Source organism: Pseudomonas sp. GW821-FHT07B01 (assembly GCF_059419065.1).
Genome location: NZ_JBWKRA010000001.1, coordinates 509,755 through 529,719, shown reverse-complemented (window position 1 = coordinate 529,719; position 19,965 = coordinate 509,755). Strand labels below are relative to the sequence as shown.

Here is a 19,965-nt window from a genome sequence, read left to right as displayed (position 1 = left end):
AATGGCCATCGTTGATACGTCAAACAACACGGCTGTCCAGGACCTGTTCAACTCCAAGGTCAAGGACGCTTCGAACAATGTATCGAATGTTTCCAAAGCGGCGACGGGTAACCAGGCGCTAGGCAAGGACGCATTCCTGCAGTTGCTGGTGACCCAGCTGAAAAATCAGAACCCGCTGTCGCCCCAGGACAACGGCGCGTTCGTGGCCCAGCTTGCCCAGTTCAGCAGCCTGGAAGGCATCAACACCCTGAACGACTCGGTGAACAACATCTCCAGCAACTTCAGCTCTTCTCAAGCGCTGCAGGCTTCGTCGCTGGTGGGGCGGTCGATCATTATCCAGACCGACAAAGCCATGGTTGATACCAGCAAGAGCATGAACGGTTCAGTGGCGGTGCCATCGGCGGTGGGCAACGTGTCCGTCAAGATCACCGACAAGGACGGCAACGTCGTACGCACCGTGGATATGGGCGCGCAGAGTGCCGGCAGCCAGAGCTTTATCTGGGACGGCAAGAACGATAAGGGTGAGGTCGCCCCAGCCGGCACCTACACCTTCAATGCCTCCACCAAGAACGACAAAGGTGACGCGGTGGCCCTGACCACCTCGCTACCAGCCACGGTCACCAGCGTGACCCTGAGCAAGACCGGCGGCGAAATGCTGCTCAACCTTGCAGGCGGCATGGGCAGCGTCAAGCTGTCGCAAATTCAGACTATCGGTACATAGAGCCGGCTAAATACGGCAGAGGAGAGAAACATGTCTTTTAACATCGGCCTTAGCGGCCTCTATGCGGCCAACAAACAACTGGACGTGACCGGCAACAACATCGCCAACGTCGCGACCACTGGCTTCAAGTCATCCCGTGCGGAATTCGCGGATATCTACGCGGCCTCCAAGCTGGGCACCGGCCAGAACAGCATCGGCAACGGTGTGAACCTGGCGGCGGTGTCCCAGCAGTTCACCCAGGGCGACGTCAACGGGAGTGGCGGCATCCTCGACATGGCGATCCAGGGTGGTGGCTTCTTCGTGCAGAAGGGCAGCGACGGTTCGCTGGAATACACCCGTAGCGGTGCTTTCCGTGCGGACAAAGACGGCTATATCACCAACAATACCGGCACCTCGCGCCTGCAAGGCTATGCCGCGGACGAGAATGGCAAAATCACCAAAGGCGGCCTGGTTGACCTGCAGCTGAACCTGGCGAACCTGCCGCCGAAGGCGTCTACCAAGGTGGACTCTTCCAGCAACCTGAACTCCTCGTCGCCGGTGATCGATCAGTCCAAGAACCCGTTTGATCCAACCAAGTCCGAAAGCTTCACCACGCAATACAGCACCACCTTGTACGACTCCCAGGGCAATGCGCACCCGATGGTGCAGTACCTGGTCAAAACCGATGCCAACCAGTGGCAGGCCTACACCTTGATCGATGGCCGCAATCCTGATGGTTCGGCTCCTACCGGTACCGGTGCTGACGTGAAGGCGCCTGTGCCGTCGACATTGAGCTTCGATGGTGCTGGTAACCTCAAGAGCATCGTGACCGGCGGTGTTGCCGGTAACACCTTGACCATCAAGGATTGGATACCTGGCACGGTGACCGATGGCGTATGGAAAGCTAACGATGCGACGGCTAACAAGGACGGCATCGCCATCAACATGGGCACCGTCACCCAGTACAACTCGGCCAGCTACCGTAACCCGCCGGTCACAGATGGTTACGCCACCGGCCAGATCACCGGCCTGAAGATCGATGGCAGCGGCGTGCTCTTCGCCACCTTCAGTAACCAGCAGAGCAAGGCCATCGGCCAGATTTCCCTGGCCAGCTTCAACAACGAGCAGGGCCTGCAGCCCGCCGGCGGTACGACCTGGAAAGAGACCTTCGCGTCGGGCCAGCCGGGCTACGACGCCCCGGAATCTGGCACTCTGGGGTCGATCAAGGCCTCCTCCCTAGAGAACTCCAACGTCAACTTGACCAACGAGCTGGTGGACCTGATCAAGGCCCAGAGCAACTACCAGGCGAACGCCAAGACCATCTCCACCCAAAGCACCATCATGCAGACCATCATTCAGATGACCTGATAGGTTAGCGCTTTAAAATGTGGGAGGGGGCTTGCCCCCGATAGCGGTGTATCAGCCAAGTATCCATTGACTGACACCCTATCGGGAGCAAGCCCCCTCCCACATTTGCATCTGCTTCACGCTGTCCATCCAGGTATTGACCGAACAGCAATACAGCAACAAGGGCTTTATACCCGCCCAAGAAAAAGCCCCCGATACACCCTAGGTGTATCGGGGGCTTTTCTGCCTCGGGTGGTTAAACCCAGGGCAGGTTCAGCTTATTGGCAAGCTTCGCAATCCGGCTCGTCAATCGCGCAGGCCTTTGGCACAGGTGCCGGGCCGGCTGGCGCTGCGAGTACCGAGTCATCACCGTGGTTGCCGCTGGACACTGCGTTCAGCTTGCCGGTGTTGATGGTCGACTTCTCGGTGCTGGTGGCGGCCAGCGCACGGAGGTAGTAAGTGGTTTTCAGGCCACGGTACCACGCCATGCGGTAGGTCACGTCCAGCTTCTTGCCCGAAGCGCCGGCGATGTACAGGTTCAGGGACTGGGCCTGGTCGATCCACTTCTGACGACGGCTGGCGGCGTCAACGATCCACTTGGTGTCCACTTCGAAGGCGGTCGCGTAGAGCTCTTTGAGTTCTTGCGGGATGCGCTCGATCTGCTGCACGGAACCGTCGTAGTACTTCAGGTCGTTGATCATGACCGAGTCCCACAGGCCACGGGCCTTCAGATCGCGAACCAGGTACGGGTTGATCACTGTGAATTCGCCCGACAGGTTCGATTTCACATACAGGTTCTGGTAGGTCGGTTCGATCGACTGCGACACGCCAGTGATGTTGGCGATGGTGGCGGTCGGTGCGATGGCCATGATGTTGGAGTTACGAATACCTTTCTGCACACGGGCACGTACCGGGGCCCAGTCCAGGGTTTCGTTCAGGTCGACGTCGATGTACTTCTGGCCACGGGCTTCGATCAGGATCTGTTGCGAATCCAGCGGCAGGATGCCCTTGGACCACAGCGAACCCTGGAACGTCTCGTAGGCGCCGCGCTCGTCGGCCAGGTCGCAGGAAGCCTGGATCGCGTAGTAGCTGACCGCTTCCATGGACTTGTCGGCGAACTCGACCGCTGCATCGGAACCGTAAGGGATGTGCTGCAGGTACAACGCGTCCTGGAAGCCCATGATCCCCAGGCCAACCGGACGGTGCTTGAAGTTGGAGTTCTGCGCCTGTGGCACCGAGTAGTAGTTGATGTCGATGACGTTATCGAGCATGCGTACGGCGGTGTTGACGGTGCGTTCCAGCTTGGCGGTGTCCAGCTTGCCGTTGACGATGTGGTTCGGCAGGTTGATCGAGCCCAGGTTGCAAACGGCGATCTCGTCCTTGTTGGTGTTCAAGGTGATCTCGGTGCACAGGTTCGAGCTGTGGACCACGCCCACGTGCTGCTGCGGGCTGCGCAGGTTGCATGGGTCCTTGAAGGTCAACCATGGGTGGCCGGTTTCGAACAGCATGGACAGCATTTTGCGCCACAGGTCTTTGGCCTGGATGGTCTTGAACAGCTTGACCTTGCCTGGGTACTCGGTGAGGGCTTCGTAGTACTCGTAGCGCTCTTCGAAGGCCTTGCCGGTCAGGTCGTGCAGGTCCGGCACTTCGGATGGCGAGAACAGGGTCCACTTGCCGTCATCGAAGACGCGCTTCATGAACAGGTCAGGGATCCAGTTGGCGGTGTTCATGTCGTGGGTACGACGACGGTCATCACCGGTGTTCTTGCGCAGCTCGATGAACTCTTCAATGTCCATGTGCCAGGTTTCCAGGTAGGCACATACAGCGCCTTTGCGCTTGCCACCCTGGTTCACGGCAACGGCGGTGTCGTTTACCACTTTCAGGAACGGTACGACGCCCTGGGACTTGCCGTTGGTGCCCTTGATGTACGAACCCAGTGCACGCACCGGTGTCCAGTCGTTGCCCAGGCCGCCGGCGAATTTGGACAACATGGCGTTGTCGTGGATCGCGTGGTAGATGCCCGACAGGTCATCCGGCACGGTGGTCAGGTAGCAGCTCGACAGCTGGGGACGCAGGGTACCGGCGTTGAACAGGGTCGGAGTCGACGACATGTAGTCGAAGGACGACAGCAGGTTGTAGAACTCGATGGCGCGGTCTTCCTTGTTCTTCTCTTCGATCGCCAGGCCCATGGCCACGCGCATGAAGAACACTTGCGGCAGTTCGAAGCGGATGCCGTCCTTGTGGATGAAGTAACGGTCGTACAGGGTTTGCAGGCCCAGGTAGGTGAACTGCTGGTCACGCTCGTGGTTGATCGCCTTGCCGAGTTTTTCCAGGTCGAAGGTGGCCAGGATCGGGTTCAGCAATTCGAATTCGATACCTTTGGCGATATAGGCCGGCAGGGCCTTGGCGTACAGGTCGGCCATCTCGTGGTGAGTGGCGCTGTCGGCGACTTTCAGGAAGCCCAGGCCTTCGGCACGCAGGGTGTCCATCAGCAGGCGGGCGGTCACGAACGAGTAGTTCGGCTCACGCTCGACCAGGGTACGGGCGGTCATCACCAGCGCGGTGTTGACGTCGGTCAGGGCCACGCCGTCGTACAGGTTCTTCAGGGTTTCGCGCTGGATCAGGTCACCGTCGACTTCTTCCAGGCCTTCGCAGGCCTCGGTGATGATGGTGTTCAGGCGGCCCAGGTCCAGCGGGGCAAAGCTGCCGTCGGCCAGGGTGATGCGGATCGACGGGTGCGCTTGTACGGCGGCTTCTTCGGCCGGGGAACGTACGGCACGCTCCTTGGCGCGCGAATCACGGTAGATCACGTAGTCGCGGGCCACTTTTTGCTCGCCGGCACGCATCAGGGCCAGTTCTACCTGGTCCTGGATTTCTTCGATGTGGATAGTGCCGCCCGATGGCATGCGACGCTTGAAGGTCGCAGTGACCTGTTCGGTCAGGCGTGCAACGGTGTCGTGGATGCGCGACGAAGCGGCAGCGGTGCCGCCTTCAACTGCAAGAAACGCTTTGGTGATGGCGACGGTGATTTTGTCATCGGTATAAGGAACGACAGTGCCGTTACGCTTGATCACGCGCAGTTGGCCAGGTGCAGTGGCGGACAGATCCAGGTTCGAATCAGCGGCCTGCGGCACGGAGCCCTGCGGGTTCTCGCGAGTTGTGTCGGTTTGCATGAGGGGGTGTCTCCACATTCTATATTTATTTGGGCACCATCACGGTGCCCACCGTTCCGTCCTGAAGCACTTACAGCAGGCCTGGGCCTGGCATAACAACTTCGGGACAGGAGGAAGGGAGCTCATCGCGCCGCTTCCATGCCGAAGTCTTTGGTTCGGGGCCGGGGAGCCCTTAGCCGTATTCCTGGTGGGTGACAGTGGCCCCATTCAAGCCCTGCAACACCCGTACCGTTTTCTGCCAATCGGGCTGGAAAACGGTTGCCATCCGCGTGCGCGGTTTGGGCTTTCAAAAAATGCTTTGGTTCAACCAAGCACGAGCAAGAAAGCGCTTGAGTTTCTTGTCTGATCTGTGTTTGGTCTTTTCGCTGAAAACCCTACATGTAGGGTTTTTTTAGCGCCGAGGTACAAGATAATGCGTTTTCGGGGGCTTAGCAACGCACTACCTGTGGATAACGCTGTGGGTAAAATGTGTATGAATCATGGAACACCCGTGTAGGCCGCATTACTACTGGATTACACCGTTTGTCACCGAATATTCCCGGCTAGAAACTGCCGGCGGGAATTTTGAGGGCGCGAACCCTACCACAAAAAATCGCCATGACCGAATGGATTTCGCGGCTTGTGTTCAAGGGCCGTTGCATGGCTACAATCGGCCTTTGTTATGCCTTCAAAACATGACAAACAGGCTATGCCTGCGGAAGATCAATAGGTGGGAGCTGGCTTGCCTGCGATGGCGGTGTATCGGCCACCAACAGGCGCGCTGACCCACCCTCATCGCAGGCAAGCCAGCTCCACACCGACCGTATTTCACATTCGATTGTGTCGGCCAGAAGAACTTCTTATAAAAACGAGGACAATGCATGGAGCAAGAAGCCTGGCAGATACTGATCGTCGAGGACGACGAGCGACTCGCCGAGTTGACCCGTGAGTACCTGGAAAGCAACGGCCTGCGTGTGTCGGTGGAAAGCGACGGTGCCAAGGCCACGGCGCGCATCATCGCCGAACAGCCCGACCTGGTGATCCTCGACCTGATGCTGCCCGGCGAAGACGGCCTGACCATCTGCCGCAAGGTGCGCGAGCGTTATGACGGCGTGATCCTGATGCTCACCGCGCGCACCGACGACATGGACCAGGTGCAGGGCTTGGACATGGGCGCCGACGACTATGTGTGCAAGCCCGTGCGCCCGCGTTTGTTGCTGGCACGTATCCAGGCGCTGCTGCGCCGCAGCGAACCGGTGTTGCCCGTTGCAGTGGAAAACCAGCGCCGCCTCCAGTTTGGTCCGTTGGTGGTGGACAATGCCTTGCGCGAAGCCTGGTTGCATGAGGGCAGCATCGAACTGACCAGCGCTGAATTCGACCTGTTGTGGCTGCTGGTTGCAAACGCCGGACGCATTCTGTCCCGCGAAGAAATCTTCATAGCTCTGCGCGGTATTGGTTATGACGGCCAGGATCGCTCCATTGATGTGCGTATCTCCCGCATTCGGCCAAAGATCGGCGACGATCCGATCCACCCACGCCTGATCAAGACCATTCGCAGCAAAGGCTACCTGTTCGTCCCCGAAGCCGCTGCCGATATGCCGCTGTGAACTCGATCTTCCTGCGCATCTACGGCGGCATGTGCGCGGCGCTGATCCTGGTGGCGTTGCTCGGCGTCCTGGCACTGCACCTGCTTAATGACGTGCGCAGCGGCCAGTACCGTGAGCGCCTGGCCCACGGCACCTTTGCGTTGATGGGCGATAACCTGCAACCCATGAGCACCATTGAACGGCAGCGCGCCTTGGCGGTGTGGGAGCGCTTGCTGGGCATCCCGCTGGAGTTGCGCACGTTCACCGATGCGCAATTGGACTTGGGCCAGCGCAACCGCCTGCAACGCGGCCAGGTCCTGGTGGAACAGACCGGCCCCCACGCGGCGCGGGTGCTGCGGTTGGTCAGCGAGCAAGAGCAATTGGTGCTCACCGGCGAAGTGCAGCAGATCAGCGAGCAATTGGCCCGTGCGACTATTTACCTGCTGGCCGACGAACTGGTGCGTTTCCCGGTGGCCGAACAGCCCCAGCGCCTGGCCGACATCAAACACGCCAAGGGTTTTGGTTTTGAAATGCACCTGATGGCCCTTGACCAGGCCGACATGGACGACGACCAGCGTCGTCGCGTGGCGGAGGGCGATACGGTGATGGCGCTGGGCAAGGGCGGCGATTCGATTCGCGTGTTTGCCGGCATGGTCGGCACCCCGTGGGTACTGGAGATCGGCCCGCTGTACCAGATGAATCCGTACCCGGCGCAATGGCTGATCCTGATCACCTTGATCGGCCTGACTTTGATCGGCTTGATCGTCTATTTGCTGGTGCGTCAACTTGAGCGCCGGCTCAAAGGTCTTGAGGCGGCGGCTACGCGTATCGCCAAGGGCAACCTGGAAGTGCGCGTACCCGCTCGCGGTGCAGACTCGGTCGGGCGGCTGGCGGCAGCTTTCAATGGCATGGCCGAGCACCTGCAGCAATTGCTGGCGATTCAGCGTGAGCTGGTGCGGGCGGTCTCCCACGAGCTGCGCACTCCGGTCGCGCGCCTGCGTTTTGGCCTGGAGATGATCGGTGACGCCGCCACGCCCGAGGCGCGGCGCAAGTACCTGGAGGGTATGGATGGCGATATCCAGGACCTTGATGGCCTGGTGGACGAGATGCTCACTTATGCCCGCTTGGAACAGGGTGCGCCGGAACTGAATTTCCAGCGCGTGGACCTTAATGCATTGCTCGACCAGGTGATTGGCGAATTATCGCCATTGCGCCCCCAGGTCACCGTCACCCGGGGTATTTGCCTGTCATCGGCGCATTGGGATGACGCCTGGGTCGACGCTGAACCGCGCTACCTGCACCGCGCCCTGCAAAACCTGGTGAGCAATGCCATGCGCCACGCCAAAGGCCAAGTGTTGATCAGTTATCAGGTGGGGCAGGTACGCTGCCGCATCGATGTGGAAGACGACGGCCCCGGCGTGCCGGAAAGCGCCTGGGAGCGGATCTTCACGCCGTTCCTGCGCTTGGATGACAGCCGTACCCGCGCCTCTGGCGGGCATGGCCTGGGTTTGTCGATCGTGCGGCGGATTATCTATTGGCACGGCGGGCGGGCGTTGATCAGCAAGAGCAATAACCTGGGTGGGGCGTGTTTCAGCCTGAGCTGGCCCAGGGATCAGAATAAACCCTGAAACCGCTATCGTAGGCAAGCCAGCTCCCACAGGTGAATGCGTTCCCGATGTGGGAGCCGGGCTTGCCCGCGATGGTGGTCTACCAGGCGCTGATAGCCACCAGACTCAACAACTGCTCCCCTTGCACCACAAACTGCCCTTCCAGCTCTTTGCCATGGCCCCACTCTTGCGAAAGATCGGTCAGCAACCGCAACCGCACCCTCCCAGCCGCTGACCACTCCAGCACCTCGGCATGCTCGAAATAAAAGCGCTTGTGCACGATCGGATAGAGCGCCTTGAACAGGCTTTCCTTGACCGAAAACGTCAGCGTCACCAGCAAGGCGTGTTGCTCACGGGGCAGGGTGGCCATGCGCTGTAATTCATCGGCCGCCAGGATTTCCCCGGCCAGGCGTTCGGCCCGCTCCAGTGACAGCAGATGCTCCAGGTCCATGCCCAGCCCGCGCCATTGCGCCTTGTGCCCGACAATCGCCGCAGCGTGCCCGGTGCTGTGGGTGATGGAGCCACTGATATGCCCTGGCCAGACCGGGGCGCGGTCTTCGCCGATGGCCGGGACGCAGCGCAGATGATCGAGTCGTTGCAGCGCTTCGCGCGCGCACAGGCGCCCGGCGAGAAATTCCGCCTGGCGCTTGGCGACGGAGCGCTGGATGCTAGGCGGCGGTGGCACATCGCAGCGCTGGAAATCGCCCGGGCTCAATAAAGCCGGGTCGAATCGCGTGCTCAAAAACACCGTGCCCGGCAAAGAAACCGGCAACGGCCAATGATCATCGAGTGGGGTGCAGCAAGCGGGTAGGGGCGTCATGCGCGGTATTTTGCCGAGTTGGCGGGCCAGTGGATAGCCCGGTGCGGTTCAGCTGCGGTTCAGAGCCTGTTCAGGGGGAGTTCAGGGGCGCCTGCGTAGTCTGGACCCCACAGCCCAAACGCGTATGAGGTAACCACCATGACTGCGATCAAAAAGCTGATGTTGGCCTTGACCATGCTTGGCGCCACTGCCGGCGTGCAGGCGTCCGATGGCACCTTTGCGGCCTTTGGCAGCGAGAAAACCAAGAAATCCAGCAACCTGATCCATCGTGTCAGCTTCGAAGACGCTGGCACTCAGGCTGCGCCGTGGGGCCAGGCCCTGGGCGCTACCCCTGCGCAACCCGACTATCGCAGCGGCTACGCGCACCTGACCGGCCACTACAATGGCATAAAACTGCGCCCCCAAGAGCTGCAGGGCCGCTATGATATCCCCCTGTCGGCTAGTTGAATTGCAGTGGAGAACCTTATGAAATTGCTGGTGGTGGAAGATGAGGCGCTGCTGCGTCATCACCTGTTTACCCGCCTGACCGACAGCGGGCATGTGGTCGAAGCCGTGGCCAATGCCGAAGAAGCCCTGTACCAGACCGGCCAATTCAACCATGACCTGGCGATCATCGACCTTGGCCTGCCCGGCATGGGCGGCCTGGACCTGATTCGCCAGTTGCGCACCCAGACCAAGACCTTCCCGATCCTGATCCTCACCGCCCGCGGCAACTGGCAGGACAAGGTTGAAGGCTTGGCGGCCGGGGCCGACGACTACGTGGTCAAGCCGTTCCAGTTCGAAGAGCTGGAGGCGCGCATGAACGCCTTGCTGCGCCGCTCCAGCGGTTTTACTCAATCGACTATTGTTGCCGGGCCGCTGCTGCTAGACCTCAACCGCAAGCAAGCCTCCCTGGACGAGCAACCCCTGGCGCTGACCGCCTACGAGTATCGGATCCTCGAATACTTGATGCGTCATCATCAGCAAGTGGTCGCCAAGGACCGCTTGATGGAGCAACTGTACCCGGATGACGACGAGCGCGATCCAAACGTGATCGAAGTGCTGGTCGGCCGCCTGCGCCGCAAGCTGGAAGGCCCGGCCGGGTTCAAACCGATCGACACCGTGCGTGGCCTGGGCTACCTGTTCAATGAGCGCTGCCGTTGATTCGTTCGCTACGTGTGCGCCTGATGCTGGCGGCCGCTACTCTGGCGGTGCTGTTTATGCTCGGCCTGTTGCCGGCCATGCAAGGCGCGTTCAGCCTGGCGTTGCAGGATTCCATCGAACAGCGACTGGCGTCGGATGTGACCACCCTGATATCTGCAGCGCGGGTCGACAATAACCGCCTGCTGATGCCGGCGCAGTTGCCCGATGAGCGTTTCAACCTCACCGACAGTCGGCTGTTGGGCTATATCTACGACCGTGAAGGCCATCTGGTATGGCGCTCGCGGGCGACCCAGGAAGAAAACATCAACTACAAACCGCGCTACGACGGGCGCGGCAACGAGTTTGCGCGCATTCGCGAGGCCAATGGCCAGGAATTCTTCGTGTATGACGTCGAGGTCCGGCTGCTGGGAGGCAAGAGCGCGGCGTTCAGCATTGTCGCCCTGCAGCCGGTACGCGAATACCAACTGACCCTCGAAGGCCTGCGCGAGAACCTCTACCTCGGGTTCGGCGCGGCCTTGCTGGTGTTGTTGACGCTGTTGTGGCTGGGCCTGACCTGGGGCCTGCAAGCCCTGCGACGCCTGAGCCATGAACTCGACCAGATCGAAGGCGGCACCCGCGAAAGCCTCAGCGAAGAACACCCCCGCGAACTGCTGCGCCTGACCGGCTCCCTGAACCGCTTGCTGCACAGCGAGCGCGAACAGCGTGCGCGCTACCGCGACTCCCTCGATGACTTGGCTCACAGCCTGAAAACGCCACTGGCGGTGTTGCAGGGCGTGAGCGAAGACATGGCCCAGCGCCCCGAAGAACGTAGCCAGGCGTGGGTGCTGCAATCGCAGATCGAACGCATGAGCCAGCAGATCGGTTACCAGTTGCAGCGTGCCAGCCTGCGTAAAAGTGGCCTGGTGCGCCACCAGGTCCGCCTGGAACCGGTGGTGCAAAGCCTGTGCGATACATTGGAAAAGGTTTATCGCGACAAGCGGGTCACCGTGACCTTTGATTTGCCGCAGGCCTGCGAGGTACCCATCGAAAAGGGCGCGTTGCTCGAAATGCTCGGCAACCTGCTGGAAAACGCCTACCGCCTGTGCCTCAAGCAAGTGCGTATCAGCCTGGTGGAAAACCTCGATGGCATTGAGCTGTGTATCGAAGACGACGGCCCCGGCGTACCACCGGACCAGCGTGCACGGATCCTGCAGCGCGGCGAACGGCTAGATCGCCAGCACCCGGGGCAGGGGATCGGGCTGGCGGTGGTCAAGGACATCATCGAAAGCTATCACGCGCGGTTGACGTTGGGGGATTCAGCGTTGGGTGGGGCGGCGTTCAGGATTCACTTTCCTGCCTTGTGATCTGCACTGGCCTCATCGCAGGCAAGCCAGCTCCCACATTTTGATGTGTGAATACATTCATGTGGGAGCTGGCTTGCCTGCGATGAGGCCCTCCCAGCCAATACACCGCTAACTCTCCTGCGCTCTGTAGGCCCCCGGCGTCAGCCCTGTCCACTTCTTGAACGCCCGATGAAACGCCGACGGTTCGGAAAACCCCAACTGTTCCGCGATCTCCTGCAAAGACAAATCCGCCCGCCCCAGGTGGTAAATGGCGATATCCCGGCGTAGCTCATCCTTCAATGCCTGAAAACTCGTGCCTTCTTCGCGCAGGTGGCGGCGCAGGGTCTGTGGGCTGATGTGCAGGTGCTGGGCAACGGCTTCCAGGTCTGGCCAGGGCGTGCGGTCGCGGCTCAGCAAGCGACGCAACTGGCTGCTCAGGCTGTCGCCTTCATCCGGCCGCGACAGCAAGTCGGCAGGGGAGCGCTGCAAGAAGTGCTTGAGGGTGCGTTCGTCCTGCAACAGCGGCAGGCTCAGGTAGCGGCTGGGAAACACCAGGCTGCTGGTCGGCGCGCCGAACACCTGGGGGCAGGGGAACAGCAGGTCGTATTCACCGGCATGGGCCGGCACCGGGTAACTGAAGGTGGCCTGCTGCAACCGGATACGCTGGCCGATCAACCAACTGCCCAGGCGATGCCAGATCACCAGCAGGCATTCACTGAGGAAGTGGTCCGGGTCCCATAACTGTGAGTCGTCCAGGCTCAGGCGCGCCATGTCGCCTTCTTTGGTCAGTTGCCAGCGTGGACCTTGGGGGAACAGGCTATAAAACAATAAGCCGCGCTCCAGCGCCTTCTCCAGAGTGCGGCAATGGATCAGCGCGTGGCACATCATGGCGAAAGTGCCGCGTTTGCTCGGCCCTTCGGCAAACCCCAGGTATTCGTCATCCAACCCCAGCCAGAGCATTTGCAGCAAGCGCGTAAATTGCTCTGGAGCGATGCGGGCGCGGGGTTCGGTCAGCAGTTCCGGGGTGATGCCCACCTGCTGCAACACCCCCGAGTAGTCAAAACCGGCCCGGCGCGCACCGCCGAGGGCCGCTCGGGCGTAATGGCTGGCGATGGTACGTTCACGCATGCAAGGGCCTCATCCATGGAGTGGCGGATGGTAGCCATCACCCAGTGGGGCGACAAGGCGGATATCCGCCAAATTGTAGGACGAGACAGGATGAGTGGGCGGAAATCCGCCACTGTGTTGCACTCTCCGGAGTCGCCCGTGAACCCCAAGCCCTGATGTCTAAAGGCCTTCAGCGCGTTTAAGCAAAGTGGCACGCTGTTTGCGATAAGGATTACAGCGCAGGCTTGCTCCTACAGGCTTCGCAAACAACAAATCCCTCCAGTGCAGGAGGGTTCGCAATTCAAGTGCCGTGGGCAATGGCGGATATTTGCCACACGGGACGATTGAGGAACTTTGCAATGACGACTCGTCAGCCAATCTACAAATCCCTGTATTTCCAGGTGATCGTTGCAATCGTTATCGGTATTTTGCTCGGCCACTTCTACCCGCAGACCGGCGTGGCCCTCAAGCCACTGGGTGACGGCTTTATCAAGCTGATCAAAATGGTCATCGCCCCGATCATCTTCTGTACCGTGGTCAGCGGCATCGCTGGCATGCAAAGCATGAAGTCGGTGGGCAAGACCGGCGGCTACGCGCTGCTGTACTTCGAAATCGTTTCCACCATCGCCCTGCTGATTGGCCTGGTCGTGGTCAACGTGGTGCAGCCGGGCGCCGGCATGCACATCGACGTCGCGACCCTAGATGCTTCCAAAGTGGCGGCCTACGTCACCGCCGGTAAAGACCAGAGCATCGTCGGCTTTATCCTCAACGTCATCCCGAACACCATCGTCGGCGCCTTCGCCAACGGCGACATCCTGCAAGTGCTGATGTTCTCGGTGATCTTCGGTTTCGCCCTGCATCGCCTGGGTGCCTACGGCAAGCCCGTGCTGGACTTCATCGATCGCTTCGCCCATGTGATGTTCAACATCATCAACATGATCATGAAGCTCGCGCCAATCGGTGCCCTGGGTGCCATGGCGTTCACCATCGGCGCCTACGGTGTCGGTTCCCTGGTGCAGTTGGGCCAGTTGATGATCTGCTTCTACATCACCTGCATTCTGTTCGTGGTGCTGGTGCTGGGCGCTATCTGCCGCGCTCACGGTTTCAGCGTGTTGAAGCTGATCCGCTACATCCGTGAAGAACTGCTGATCGTACTGGGCACCTCGTCGTCGGAATCCGCACTGCCGCGTATGCTGATCAAGATGGAACGCCTGGGCGCGAAGAAGTCCGTGGTCGGCCTGGTGATTCCAACCGGTTACTCCTTCAACCTCGACGGTACTTCGATCTACCTGACCATGGCGGCCGTGTTCATCGCCCAGGCGACCGACACCCACATGGACATCACCCACCAGATCACGCTGCTGCTGGTGTTGCTGCTGTCGTCCAAAGGCGCGGCTGGCGTGACCGGTTCGGGCTTCATCGTACTGGCCGCCACCCTGTCGGCTGTCGGCCACTTGCCGGTTGCCGGCCTGGCGCTGATCCTGGGTATCGACCGCTTCATGTCCGAAGCCCGTGCCCTGACCAACCTGGTGGGTAACGCAGTTGCCACCATCGTTGTGGCCAAGTGGGTCAAGGAACTGGACACCGACAAGCTGCAAAGCGAGCTGGCGTCTGGCGGTACCGGTATTTCCGAAACCCGCGAGCTCGATGACCTGGGCGTGGCAGAAGGCCCGGCGCCTGTCGTCAAGTAAGTGGCTGCTGGCGTGAACTGACGCCAACGCTATCCGCAAACGCCCCGACTGGTTCGGGGCGTTTGCATTTCTGGCGGGATGCAACGGATATTTTTGGTTTACAGTGAGCGCGACAGTACTTACCGGAGGCCTGATGGACAGTGTGGATCTGAACGTCCTGCGCAGCGTGCTGCAATGGCGCCGCGCCGGGCAGCGCGTGATGTTGTACAGCGTGGTGCAAACCTGGGGCAGCGCGCCGCGCCCGCCAGGCGCAATGCTGGCCCTGCGCGGTGATGGTGTGGTGATTGGCTCGGTGTCGGGCGGTTGCATCGAGGATGACTTGATCGCGCGCCTGCAGGACGGCCGCTTACCCGCTGACGGCCCGCCCGTGCAGTTGGTGACCTACGGCGTCACTCGCGACGAGGCGGCGCGTTTTGGCCTGCCCTGCGGCGGCACCCTGCGGCTCACCGAGGAGCGCGTGGAAGAGTGGGGTTGGGTCGAAACGCTGCTGGCGCGTTGTGAAGATCATCAGATTGTCGCTCGCGAGCTGAACCTGGCCACCGGCGAAGTGACCTTGAGCGCCGCCAGCAAGACCGACGTGGTGAGCTTCGACGGCGAACGCTTGCGCGCCATCTATGGCCCGCGCTGGCGCCTGCTGTTGATCGGCGCCGGACAGCTGTCGCGCTACGTAGCGGAAATGGCGCGCCTGCTGGATTTCGAAGTGCTGATCTGCGACCCCCGCGAAGAGTTCGTCTACGGCTGGGAAGACCAGCATGGCCGCTTTGTGCCGGGCATGCCCGACGAGGCGGTGTTGAATATTCATACCGATGAACGCACGGCTATTGTCTGCCTGACCCACGATCCACGTCTGGATGACATGGCGTTGCTGACGGCGCTGAACTCCGCGGCCTTCTATATCGGCGCCCTGGGTTCGCGGGTCAATACCCAGAAGCGTCGGGAGAACCTGGCCGCGCTGGGCCTGTCGGCGGAGGCCATTGCGCGCTTGCACGGGCCGATCGGCCTGCACATCGGCAGCCATACGCCGGCGGAAATTGCGCTATCGCTGATGGCGGAAATTGTTGCGATCAAAAACGGGGTGGCACCGATGCAAAAAAAACCGATGGCAGTGGTGGCCGAGTGACGGTGACGGCGATTGTGCTGGCGGCGGGGCAGGGCAGTCGTTTTCGTGCCGAAGCTGGAGCTGATCAAGACAAATTGCTCGCCGCGTGTGTGGGGCTGGATGGTGTTAGCCGGCCGGTCATCGAGCAGGTGTTGCGCAACTTGCCTGAGCGTGTGGTAACGCGCTGGCTGGTGACGTCGCCGGAGCGCGGGGAGGTTATCCGCCTGGCAGAGGCTTATGGCTGTCAGGTTGTACTGCTGGATTCGAGCGGTATGGGCGACAGCATTGCGGCGGCGGTCAAGGCCAGCGGTGCAGCGGATGGGTGGCTGGTGGTGTTGGGGGATATGCCGTTTATTCAGTCATCGAGTATCGAACGGGTGATTGCCAGCGTGGAGGGCATCACTGTGCCGGTATCTGCCGGGCAGTACGGGCACCCGGTGGCTTTCCATCACAGGTTTGGGCCGGCGCTGATGGCTCTGAGTGGGGATCGTGGGGCCAGGCCGTTGTTTGCACAAACTCAGGTGCGAGAGGTGCAGGTAGATGATCCTGGTGTGCTTTGGGATGTGGATGTGCCGCAACGGTTGAGTTTTACTGCAGGTTAAGTGCGGCAGTTGGCTTGCCTGCGATAGCCATAGGTATCTACTTAGAGCCGACGTTGGACCTGTGGCGAGGGAGCTTGCTCCCGTAACGGCCTGATAGCCGGCGCTTATCTACCTGACGCACCACCGTCCAATGTGGTAGCTGGCTTGCCTGCGATAGCGGCCTGACAGTCAACACAGTTGGATTGTGTACATATCCATTCCTGCGGTAACGGCCACTTAGGGTTCCGCCCTGACGGCGGCTAAACCGGCATCCCTGCCGGTTTACCCCCCAAATCCCTGTCGAATTCCGGCCAGCGTGGTTTGACGGGGCGCCTAAGATCAAAAGCAGATCAAGAGCGACTCGCTTCGCATCGTGGTTACCGTCTGCCGTTACAGCCCACAAAGTTGTGTAGATACCTATGCTGCGATAGCGGTGTGTCAGTCACCGCCACGCTGGCTGAATCGACGCTATCGCAGGCAAGCCAGCTCCCACAGTGATCGCATTCCAGGTCGAGATAATCAGCCATGAAAAAGCCCCGCCTGATCACTCAGGCGGGGCTTTTTAGTGGCTTATGGAATCAGACGAGGGGTTTAGGCTCGTGCTCTGCTTCCTGGGCCTCGTGCTCTACCGCCTTGGCTGCGGCTGCAGCAGCTTCGGCTTCCTTGCGGCGACGACGCACTTCACGCGGGTCGTTCGGCGCACGGCCGTTTTCGGTGAGGGCGCTTGCAGGTGCAGCTTCAACCACAGGGGCGGCCACTTCGGCAACCACTGGGGCTTCAACTTCAACCACGGGCGCAGGCTCAGCAACCGGCGTCGGCTCAACTACTTGGGCTGGCTCGGCGACGACTTCAGCAACCGGTGCCGGTGCTTCTTCTACCACTGGGGCAGGCGCTGGCGCTTCAACCGGTGCAGCCGGTTCGGTGGTCCACTGGAAGGCGGTCTGTTCTTCGCGAACTTCACGCGCAGCCGGGGCAGCTTCTTCGACCACCGGAGCTTCCGCGGCCGCTTCGAATACTGGCTGAGGCTCAACCGATGGAGCTGGCTCAACGGCAACCACGTCGGTTTCTGGCTGTGCATCGCGAACAGGGGCAACTTCCACTTCCGGAACCACTGGGGCTTCGACAGGGGTCGTGGCTTCAACGACTGGCGCTTCAACAACCGGCGCTTCAACCGCTGGGGTTTCGGCGGCTGGCGCTTCTACGGCAACAGTGTCTTCGATGGCAGCGGTAGCACGTTCGGCTTGCTCGTGAGCCTGGGCTTCAGCAGGTGCGCTGATGACTGAGCTCGCAACGGCAGCGGTAACGGCCAAACCGGCAGCCAGTTCGGCGCCTGTTGGCTCGTTGTTGGCAGCTTCTGCGTTCTCGCCGGTTTCTTCCGAACCTTCGATTACGTTGCCGTTGGCATCACGCTGACGCTCACGACGGTTGCTGCGACGACGCTGGCCGCGGGAGCGGCGGCGTGGACGATCGCCTTCGGCGTTGTCCTGGCCGTCTTCCTGCAACTGCTCTTCGCCGGTCAGTACTTCTTCTTCGGTGGCAGCAGCGGCTTGCTCGGCGCGTGGTTGACGCTCTTCACGTGGCGGGCGCGGTTGGCGCTCTTCGCGTGGTGCGCGTTCTTCACGCGGCTGGCGGGCCGGGCGTTCTTCGGTGCTAACGGCTGCGGCAGCGGCAACGGCAGGTGCCGCGTCCAGAGGCTCGCGCAGTTCACGCACGCGTTCTTCACGCTCGCCACGTGGCTTGCGGTCTTCACGTGGAGCGCGTGGGGTACGTGGGGCGCGCTCTTCACGCGGTGCACGTTCTTCACGGGCGACGGTCGGGGTTTCTTCGCGGGCTTCGCGAGGCGCACGCTCTTCACGTGGTGCGCGTTCTTCACGCGGGGCACGTTCTTCGCGAGGCTTGCGCTCTTCGTCACGGCGGCCGTTGCGGTTACGGCTCTGCTGGCGACCGTTGCGACGCTCTTCGTTGCGCGCCGGGCGCTCGGTGGCAGGTTTTTCAACCACAACCGGGGCAGCAGGCTCTTCCTTGGTGGCGAACAGGCTGACCAGCGACTTCACCAGGCCCTTGAACAGGCTCGGCTCAGGCAGGGCGGCCGGCGCGGCAACCGGGGCGGCAGCTTCGGTCGGTACCGGTGCGTTGGCACGGGCCGGTGCAGTCTTCACCGCGGCTTCCTGGCGAACCAGGGTGCGAGTCGCAGCGGCTGGCTGGACTTCTTCGACTTCGGCGGCAGCCGCGGCGATTTCATAGCTGGACTGCCCGCTATGGGCTTCCGGGCTGTCGTCACGCAGGCGCTGTACTTCGAAGTGCGGCGTTTCGAGGTGATCGTTCGGCAGGATGACGATACGGGCACGGGTGCGCAGTTCGATCTTGGTGATCGAGTTGCGTTTTTCATTGAGCAGAAAGGCGGCAACCGGAATCGGCACTTGGGCGCGAACTTCGGCGGTACGGTCTTTCAGGGCTTCTTCTTCGATCAGGCGCAGGATCGCCAGGGACAGCGATTCAACGTCACGGATGATGCCTGTGCCGTTGCAACGCGGGCAGACGATGCCGCTGCTCTCGCCCAGGGATGGACGCAGGCGCTGACGCGACATTTCCAGCAGGCCGAAGCGCGAGATGCGGCCGACTTGCACGCGAGCGCGGTCAGCTTCCAGGCACTCGCGGACTTTCTCTTCCACGGCGCGCTGGTTCTTGGCAGGGGTCATGTCGATGAAGTCGATCACGATCAGGCCGCCGATGTCACGCAGGCGCAGCTGGCGGGCGATTTCTTCAGCCGCTTCCAGGTTGGTCTGCAGGGCGGTTTCTTCGATGTCGCTGCCTTTGGTCGCACGTGCCGAGTTGATGTCGATGGACACCAGGGCTTCGGTCGGGTCGATCACGATGGAGCCGCCGGAAGGCAGCTCGACCACGCGCTGGAAAGCGGTCTCGATCTGGCTTTCGATCTGGAAACGGTTGAACAGCGGAACGCTGTCTTCGTACAGCTTGATCTTGCTGGCGTACTGCGGCATTACCTGGCGGATGAAAGTCAGGGCTTCGTCCTGAGCTTCAACGCTGTCGATCAGCACTTCGCCGATGTCCTGGCGCAGGTAATCGCGGATGGCGCGGATGATTACGTTGCTTTCCTGGTAGATCAGGAACGGCGCGGAACGATCCAGGGACGCTTCTTTGATAGCGGTCCACAACTGCAGCAGGTAGTCGAGGTCCCACTGCATTTCTTCGCTGCTGCGGCCAAGGCCTGCAGTGCGAACGATCAGGCCCATGTCGGCCGGTGCGATCAGGCCGTTCAGCGCTTCACGCAGTTCGTTACGCTCTTCGCCTTCGATGCGACGGGAAATACCGCCGGCACGTGGGTTGTTCGGCATCAGCACCAGGTAACGACCGGCGAGGCTGATGAAGGTGGTCAGGGCTGCGCCCTTGTTGCCACGTTCTTCTTTTTCGACCTGGACGATGACTTCCTGGCCTTCGCTCAGGACGTCCTTGATGTTCACGCGGCCTTCAGGGGCTTTCTTGAAGTATTCGCGGGAGATTTCTTTGAGGGGCAGGAAGCCGTGGCGCTCGGAGCCGAAATCGACAAAGGCAGCCTCAAGGCTTGGTTCGATGCGAGTGATACGGCCTTTATAGATGTTGGCCTTTTTCTGCTCGCGTGCACCGGATTCGATGTCCAGGTCGTAGAGGCGTTGGCCATCTACCAGTGCAACACGCAACTCTTCGGGTTGAGTTGCGTTAATCAGCATTCTTTTCATGTTGTACCGTCGGTTTCCGGGCTGCCGGAAACGGCGTTCGGCACACACGACTTCTCACGGTCGGTGTCAGGTG

The 19,965-nt window shown here is 61.0% G+C and carries 14 protein-coding genes; 10 read left to right on the top strand and 4 right to left on the bottom strand.

The window, feature by feature from the left end:
- The first annotated feature begins 1 nt into the window (after position 1).
- Both flgD and flgE read left to right on the top strand, forming a co-directional pair.
- Positions 2–721, top strand: coding sequence for a flagellar hook assembly protein FlgD (gene flgD / locus AC07S6_RS02455; RefSeq protein WP_034128455.1), 720 nt, complete (start codon positions 2–4; stop codon positions 719–721).
- 30 nt (positions 722–751) lie between these two features.
- Positions 752–2,068: a flagellar hook protein FlgE gene (flgE, locus tag AC07S6_RS02450; protein ID WP_034128454.1), complete on the top strand. Its 1,317-nt coding sequence runs from the start codon at positions 752–754 to the stop codon at positions 2,066–2,068.
- A 257-nt stretch (positions 2,069–2,325) separates the two neighbouring features.
- On the opposite strand, the gene AC07S6_RS02445 is transcribed toward flgE, so the two are convergent.
- Entirely contained in the window at positions 2,326–5,220 is a 2,895-nt protein-coding gene (locus AC07S6_RS02445) for a ribonucleoside-diphosphate reductase subunit alpha (protein ID WP_032879843.1), read from the bottom strand.
- 860 nt (positions 5,221–6,080) lie between these two features.
- On the opposite strand from AC07S6_RS02445, the gene AC07S6_RS02440 reads away from it, so the two are divergent.
- Together AC07S6_RS02440 and AC07S6_RS02435 are read left to right on the top strand one after the other, a co-directional pair.
- Positions 6,081–6,806, top strand: a complete 726-nt coding sequence (locus AC07S6_RS02440) for a response regulator (RefSeq protein ID WP_014719576.1) — start codon at positions 6,081–6,083, stop codon at positions 6,804–6,806.
- Positions 6,803–8,413, top strand: a complete 1,611-nt coding sequence (locus tag AC07S6_RS02435; protein WP_197882708.1) for an ATP-binding protein — start codon at positions 6,803–6,805, stop codon at positions 8,411–8,413. Before AC07S6_RS02440 ends, AC07S6_RS02435 begins: the two co-directional genes overlap by 4 nt.
- 79 nt (positions 8,414–8,492) lie before the next feature.
- Here AC07S6_RS02435 and AC07S6_RS02430 read toward each other — a convergent pair whose 3' ends face one another.
- On the bottom strand, positions 8,493–9,212 hold the full coding sequence (locus AC07S6_RS02430; RefSeq protein WP_495111591.1) for a 4'-phosphopantetheinyl transferase family protein: 720 nt from the start codon (positions 9,210–9,212) through the stop codon (positions 8,493–8,495).
- Positions 9,213–9,350: 138 nt separating this feature from the next.
- Here AC07S6_RS02430 and AC07S6_RS02425 point away from each other — a divergent pair, with 138 nt between their 5' ends.
- The 3 genes from AC07S6_RS02425 to AC07S6_RS02415 are packed head-to-tail and all read left to right on the top strand — an operon-like array spanning position 9,351 to position 11,698.
- Positions 9,351–9,659 (top strand): hypothetical protein, encoded by a 309-nt coding sequence (locus tag AC07S6_RS02425; protein ID WP_020301727.1) that lies wholly within the window; start codon positions 9,351–9,353, stop codon positions 9,657–9,659.
- 18 nt (positions 9,660–9,677) lie between these two features.
- A complete protein-coding gene (locus AC07S6_RS02420; protein ID WP_003193559.1) occupies positions 9,678–10,355 on the top strand; it encodes a response regulator in 678 nt (225 codons plus the stop codon).
- Entirely contained in the window at positions 10,352–11,698 is a 1,347-nt protein-coding gene (locus AC07S6_RS02415) for an ATP-binding protein (protein WP_019817208.1), read from the top strand. Before AC07S6_RS02420 ends, AC07S6_RS02415 begins: the two co-directional genes overlap by 4 nt.
- A gap of 108 nt (positions 11,699–11,806) precedes the next feature.
- Here AC07S6_RS02415 and AC07S6_RS02410 read toward each other — a convergent pair whose 3' ends face one another.
- Complete coding sequence (locus tag AC07S6_RS02410) at positions 11,807–12,805, bottom strand: AraC family transcriptional regulator (protein ID WP_106118587.1); 999 nt, start codon at positions 12,803–12,805, stop codon at positions 11,807–11,809.
- Positions 12,806–13,143: 338 nt separating this feature from the next.
- On the opposite strand from AC07S6_RS02410, the gene AC07S6_RS02405 reads away from it, so the two are divergent.
- From AC07S6_RS02405 to AC07S6_RS02395, 3 genes are all read left to right on the top strand, one after another.
- A complete protein-coding gene (locus AC07S6_RS02405) occupies positions 13,144–14,475 on the top strand; it encodes a dicarboxylate/amino acid:cation symporter (RefSeq protein WP_003189258.1) in 1,332 nt (443 codons plus the stop codon).
- A 133-nt stretch (positions 14,476–14,608) separates the two neighbouring features.
- Complete coding sequence (locus AC07S6_RS02400; RefSeq protein ID WP_495111590.1) at positions 14,609–15,595, top strand: XdhC family protein; 987 nt, start codon at positions 14,609–14,611, stop codon at positions 15,593–15,595.
- Entirely contained in the window at positions 15,592–16,176 is a 585-nt protein-coding gene (locus tag AC07S6_RS02395; protein ID WP_495111589.1) for a nucleotidyltransferase family protein, read from the top strand. Before AC07S6_RS02400 ends, AC07S6_RS02395 begins: the two co-directional genes overlap by 4 nt.
- Before the next feature lie 557 nt (positions 16,177–16,733).
- On the opposite strand, the gene rne is transcribed toward AC07S6_RS02395, so the two are convergent.
- Positions 16,734–19,892: a ribonuclease E gene (rne, locus tag AC07S6_RS02390; protein WP_495111588.1), complete on the bottom strand. Its 3,159-nt coding sequence runs from the start codon at positions 19,890–19,892 to the stop codon at positions 16,734–16,736.
- Between the last annotated feature and the right edge of the window lie 73 nt (positions 19,893–19,965).

Coding starts and splice junctions, on each gene's coding strand:
- AC07S6_RS02420 (WP_003193559.1), top strand. CDS start 9,678: ATGAAATTGCTGGTGGTGGAAGATGAGGCGCTGCTGCGTCATCACCTG.
- AC07S6_RS02445 (WP_032879843.1), bottom strand. CDS start 5,220: ATGCAAACCGACACAACTCGCGAGAACCCGCAGGGCTCCGTGCCGCAG.
- AC07S6_RS02410 (WP_106118587.1), bottom strand. CDS start 12,805: ATGCGTGAACGTACCATCGCCAGCCATTACGCCCGAGCGGCCCTCGGC.
- rne (WP_495111588.1), bottom strand. CDS start 19,892: ATGAAAAGAATGCTGATTAACGCAACTCAACCCGAAGAGTTGCGTGTT.
- AC07S6_RS02425 (WP_020301727.1), top strand. CDS start 9,351: ATGACTGCGATCAAAAAGCTGATGTTGGCCTTGACCATGCTTGGCGCC.
- flgE (WP_034128454.1), top strand. CDS start 752: ATGTCTTTTAACATCGGCCTTAGCGGCCTCTATGCGGCCAACAAACAA.
- AC07S6_RS02400 (WP_495111590.1), top strand. CDS start 14,609: ATGGACAGTGTGGATCTGAACGTCCTGCGCAGCGTGCTGCAATGGCGC.
- AC07S6_RS02440 (WP_014719576.1), top strand. CDS start 6,081: ATGGAGCAAGAAGCCTGGCAGATACTGATCGTCGAGGACGACGAGCGA.
- flgD (WP_034128455.1), top strand. CDS start 2: ATGGCCATCGTTGATACGTCAAACAACACGGCTGTCCAGGACCTGTTC.
- AC07S6_RS02405 (WP_003189258.1), top strand. CDS start 13,144: ATGACGACTCGTCAGCCAATCTACAAATCCCTGTATTTCCAGGTGATC.
- AC07S6_RS02430 (WP_495111591.1), bottom strand. CDS start 9,212: ATGACGCCCCTACCCGCTTGCTGCACCCCACTCGATGATCATTGGCCG.